General features: G+C 64.9%; 5 protein-coding genes and 1 pseudogene. 5 read left to right on the top strand and 1 reads right to left on the bottom strand.

Features of this window, described 5'->3' with window-relative positions; translation table 11 throughout:
* Together KQ310_RS01585 and KQ310_RS01580 are read left to right on the top strand one after the other, a co-directional pair.
* Positions 1-513 (top strand): annotated as a pseudogene (locus tag KQ310_RS01585) (ATP-binding protein); the annotation flags it as partial.
* Between the two features lie 166 nt (positions 514-679).
* Positions 680-1015 (top strand): hypothetical protein, encoded by a 336-nt coding sequence (locus KQ310_RS01580; RefSeq protein WP_259720049.1) that lies wholly within the window; start codon positions 680-682, stop codon positions 1013-1015.
* A 21-nt stretch (positions 1016-1036) separates the two neighbouring features.
* Here KQ310_RS01580 and KQ310_RS01575 read toward each other — a convergent pair whose 3' ends face one another.
* Positions 1037-2275 carry a site-specific integrase gene (locus KQ310_RS01575; RefSeq protein ID WP_259720048.1) on the bottom strand — a complete coding sequence of 413 codons (1239 nt, stop codon included), beginning with the start codon at positions 2273-2275 and terminating at the stop codon, positions 1037-1039.
* A 488-nt stretch (positions 2276-2763) separates the two neighbouring features.
* On the opposite strand from KQ310_RS01575, the gene KQ310_RS01570 reads away from it, so the two are divergent.
* The 3 genes from KQ310_RS01570 (at position 2764) to KQ310_RS01560 (ending at position 4243) form a co-directional block, all read left to right on the top strand.
* Positions 2764-3033, top strand: a complete 270-nt coding sequence (locus tag KQ310_RS01570) for a hypothetical protein (RefSeq protein WP_259720047.1) — start codon at positions 2764-2766, stop codon at positions 3031-3033.
* Positions 3034-3245: 212 nt separating this feature from the next.
* Positions 3246-3785, top strand: coding sequence for a hypothetical protein (locus KQ310_RS01565; RefSeq protein ID WP_259720046.1), 540 nt, complete (start codon positions 3246-3248; stop codon positions 3783-3785).
* On the top strand, positions 3782-4243 hold the full coding sequence (locus KQ310_RS01560; RefSeq protein ID WP_259720045.1) for a hypothetical protein: 462 nt from the start codon (positions 3782-3784) through the stop codon (positions 4241-4243). Before KQ310_RS01565 ends, KQ310_RS01560 begins: the two co-directional genes overlap by 4 nt.
* The last annotated feature ends 118 nt before the right edge of the window (positions 4244-4361 follow it).

The following is a 4361-nucleotide window of genomic DNA, read 5'->3' as shown; positions in this document are numbered from 1 at the left end:
TTCCCTATCCCGTGCTTGATCAGCACTATGTGGGCCATGTGCTGCAGCCGCGTGCAGGACTCCGGGATGGCGGCCCTGCCCTCCCTGGACACGGCCTGGAGTGCCTTTCAGACCCTGGGGCACCGGCCGGAAGAGTTTCTCCGCGCCCTGGCTCAGCTCCAGGCCAGCAGCAACGCGTCCGGGCTTTCACCGGATCAGCTCCTGCCCGTGATTGCGGCCACCCTGCGCAGCTCCGCCGCCGACCTGGAACTGCAGAAAGTGGAGCAGATCGGTGGGCTGGCGATCGCGATCCTTGATCGGGTGGCGCAGGCCGATGGGCCAGCCCGGGGTCTGTTTTCGGCGGAAGCAGGAGCGGCCTACGGCGAGGTGATCGGCCGCGAGGTGCGGGTCGATGAAATCCAGCTGGTGGTGAACGAACTGCTCGCCGCCAACATGCTGATGCGACTCGGTCACGGGCTCTACGGCGTCAGCGATCCCTTTGTGCAGGAGATCTGGCGGGAGCGGAAGCGCTGATCCGGCCAGCCGAGCCGCTTTCTGAACCCTGAGGGGCTGACGCGCCCGCCTACGCCGTTGACACCGGGCAACCACCCATGGACCGGGTACCCACCCATGGGGATCAGGTTTTGGGTCCACGTCAGTTCAGGCCCGGAACCCTCAGGCGTTGCCGCTGCTCATCGCCATGGACTCCCGCCGGTTGGTGGTCTGGATCTCTGCTGGCATCCTGGGTTTCCAGTCGGTCACGCTCGGCTTTGACCTGCTCAACTGCACGGCCCTCAGCTGGCTGTACGTGCGGCTGAATGGCCTTGCGCCAGCGCCGCAGGTCGCCCTCCGCAGCCAGACACCGCCGCCAGCAACGGCCCTGGCTCCTGGCCCAGCCGGCCCCGAGAACCCGCTGACCCTGTTCTGCGCCCGGCCCCAGAGCCGCATCGATAACGCCGTGGGTCAGGGGCTGAGCCTGCTGGCAGGCCTGGCGCTGGGTGGGACGGCGCAGGGCAGGGGACCTGGGCAGCCGTAGGGCATCAGAGGGGGGAGATCTTCAGAGGTGGAGATCTTCCGCCTGGGCCCGAGCACGCTGGAAAGCGGCCACCACTCCCGCCTCCGATGCCCACGGGTAGCTGCGGCAATGAACCTCGTAGGAATGGCCCATCGCCGCCGCCGCCGAACCGCCGTCAATGCCCCGCTGATGACAACGCAGGCTGTAGCTGTGGCGAAAGCTGTAGGGAACCAGCCGTTCACCCCGCTGGGCCATGTCCTGCTTGAGCTGTTGCCAGGCGCTCTGGCGGTTGAGGTAGGTCTTGAGGCAGTCGGCTGCACCATTGCCACTCTCCAGGGGCGGCAAGGTGATGGATCCCGCCTGCCAGCGTTCGATCAGCTCCCATCGCTGCACCTGGCCGTTGCCATCGATCAGCGGCAGGGGCTCCAGGCGGCGGGGCTCGGTGGCACCACCACCGCTGCGTTTGCGGTAGCTGCACCACCAGTGCCGCTCCCGCGTACCGGGATCCCTGCGCACCGAGAGGTGCAGCAATTCGATCGGCCGCAGCCCGAGTTCGCTGCAGAGACGGACCGCATCGCTCCAGCGCTGGCCGATCCGATCGGCGGGCAGGCCCGCCAGAAGCTCCAGGATCTGCTGATCCGTGAGCGGATCTCCCTTCTGACTGACCGCCCCACTGGTGGCCTTCATGCCCACGTGCGAGCGGAGGTCGATCGGCGGAGTCCAGAGATCAGGAAAGCCCTCGCGATCGACGCAGTACCGCAGGAACTGGGTCAGGCTCTGGGCACGGATCTGGCGGGCCCGACTGCCGGGGGGCCAGTCCCTGATGCATTGATCCAGCAGGTCCTCCGGCCGGGCGGGGGCCCTGGTGGCACTGAGCAGATCAACGGCCATCGACACCACCGGCTCGTAGTTCTTGGCCCAGGTGCTCGGCTGGATGGCGTTGCCGTGCAGCAGCTTCTGGTCGCGGAACCGTTCGGCGGCCTGCTGCCAGGGCCTCACGGCGGCGGGGGCTTTCCCCTCCAGCAGATCGGCGGCGCTGCGAACGGTATGGCCGTCGTGGACAAGGGCATAGATGTTGCGGATCCGCACCAGGGCATCCCCGGTGGAACGACGGGCCCAGTCGAAGGGCAGCGCCACCGTCTGCATCGAGGCCCCCGGCTGACGCACCTGCAGACGCATGCCGCCACGGTGCTCGCGCACACTCCATCCTTCGGCGGTGGAGGTGCGCACGGCGCTGCGAAAACCGGGCACCCAGGATTCATCAAAACGGACGCTAGGCATGAAGCACTCGGACGAGGTGTGCGCAAGATGTGCGCAAAACTAGGCCGATTCGACCCGACAGGGCAAGACAGCGTCGCCGAGATCCCTTGCCACAGCTTAATCCGCCAAATGGGGCTTGCCAGAAAATAGCTCTTTGGGAGCACTAGGTCGCAGGTTCGAATCCTGTCGCCCCGATTCCAGTTACACCAAGGGCTCTCGGGAAATCCGAGAGCCCTTTTTCTTTGGCAGAAATTGAGACTGTGTGCAGATTGTGTGCAGAGCTGTCTTGGGCGGGTCCGGTGTCACCGCGTGGGACTGGGCCCAGGAGGCCGTTGATTCGACAAGAAGGTGGTCGAGGAGCGGTTCTCGGGTGTCATCTCGGATGGGACGGCTGGGTTGAAAGCCGAATCCCCGCACGTGCTTCTCCTCTTGCCAGGCCAGGCGGATGCGGAGATCTCGGTCGCAGGTAGTGCGCTGGGAAAGCTGCTTGTAGCCCTTGCAGAACTCCCGTGGACATCAGCGGCCCAGCGGAACGATGGATCTCCACTTTCGAGATCTGCGATGCCCTCCGCATCGGCAGGACCACGCTCCAACGGCTGAAGGCAGGTGGCTACCTCCCTCCAGGCCTCTGCTACTACCGCCGCGGCCTGGGCCAGACGGCTCCCTGCGTGTGGAATCTGGCCGAGTGCCGCATCGCCCTCCAGCGGCTTTGCGCAGCAGACCCTGCTGCTCTGGAGACCTACAGCCTTCCAATCCACTCCAAGGGAAGCGGGGGCTGAACGATGTGTCTCTCCGATGCCCAGGCGGTCAGGCTCCGCAGATTGCTCTCCTTGGATGGCGAAGCCACCGTCAAGCGTCTGAAGGCTCTCAGTGACGCGGTGCTGGCGCTGTGACGGCTTCTCCCGTCCATCGCTGGCTTGGCTCCAGCAAGACTCGCCCTTGCCCTGTTTGCGGGCGGACGAAGGACAGCAAGTGCCGCCAGGCGCCAGGGGTGCTGAGCTGCTGGAAGGGCAGTACGTGCCACCCGCCGGATCTTCGGCTTGGGCAGACCGTAACGATCGAAGGCGCGATCTGGGCGGTGGTCGATCTGAACGGGGGGTTCGCCAGTAACTCGCTTGTTCTGAAACCTCATGTTGAACGCGACTCCTTTCGTCCGCCGTCGCCAGCCCTGCGCCGCAAGGTGGCCACCGTCGTCGAGCCCGAGTTCCGACGGCTACTCACCAGGGTCCGCAGGCAGTACAGAGCTGCGCTCGCCGCACCTGACTCCTTCTGGTTGCCGCCCGACGAAATCCGGAGGCATGAGGCGATCGCTGCGGCAACGCTGATCACCCTCCAGCGATTCCTCAGGCAGTTGAACCTCCACCGCCGGGATGTGCCAGCGGTGGCCGCCCTGGTGCCAGCCATGCACGCCTGGATCCGTCAGACCGGCTTCGAGCTGGCTGCTCACGAGCGCTTCCAGCGGATCACCCTTGGCACGCCAAGCACTCTGCAGATCGAGGCACTGCTTGCACGGCAAGAGGTGGTTACATGAACCTCGACATCCCCGACGATCTGGCCCTGCCGCTGGACATAGACAGCCGCATTATCAATTTAGTGACTGGCGCATACCTTGAAGAGGGGACACCGCTTCCGCCAGCACTGCGTGAGACAACGGGTAAGCCGAAGCGGCCGGAGCCACAGCCCTGGGATTCATCCAGCGCCCCAGTGCAGGCGTCTGGGGGCAACGGTGGCGACGAAGACAGGCCGGCGACACGGACAGAGCTACTGCGGATGTTGCTACAGGCCAGCAAGGACGAAGACGAAGACACCGAGGCCATTATCACCGCCGAACTCATGAGCCGTCTGCGTATGTCCACAGGGCAGATCATGGCAGCCCTATACAAACGGCTGATGAAGGATCTTGGGGGCACCCAGGGCAACCTTCGTCCGGGGTATGTCATCATGAGCGATGTTGAGCCTCTGGAAGCCCTAGGAGCGTGTTGCACATAGGCCGTTTTGAGCAAAACGAACCAACTCGCTCCATGCCAACGCCCAATGCGGTCTCGGCGTGGTCTCAAAGGCAATCTTGCTTCAGCGACGCCTGATGCTTGAGATCAATTGCGCTACG

Source organism: Synechococcus sp. CS-1328 (genome assembly GCF_025128095.1).
GTDB lineage: Bacteria > Cyanobacteriota > Cyanobacteriia > PCC-6307 > Cyanobiaceae > CBW1002.
The sequence above is the reverse complement of the archived record's forward strand: the minus strand, read 5'-3'. Positions and strand labels throughout refer to the sequence as shown.

Bases quoted from the DNA above. Each gene is read 5' to 3' on its own strand.
- KQ310_RS01580 (WP_259720049.1), top strand. From the start codon at position 680: ATGGACTCCCGCCGGTTGGTGGTCTGGATCTCTGCTGGCATCCTGGGT.
- KQ310_RS01575 (WP_259720048.1), bottom strand. From the start codon at position 2,275: ATGCCTAGCGTCCGTTTTGATGAATCCTGGGTGCCCGGTTTTCGCAGC.
- KQ310_RS01560 (WP_259720045.1), top strand. From the start codon at position 3,782: ATGAACCTCGACATCCCCGACGATCTGGCCCTGCCGCTGGACATAGAC.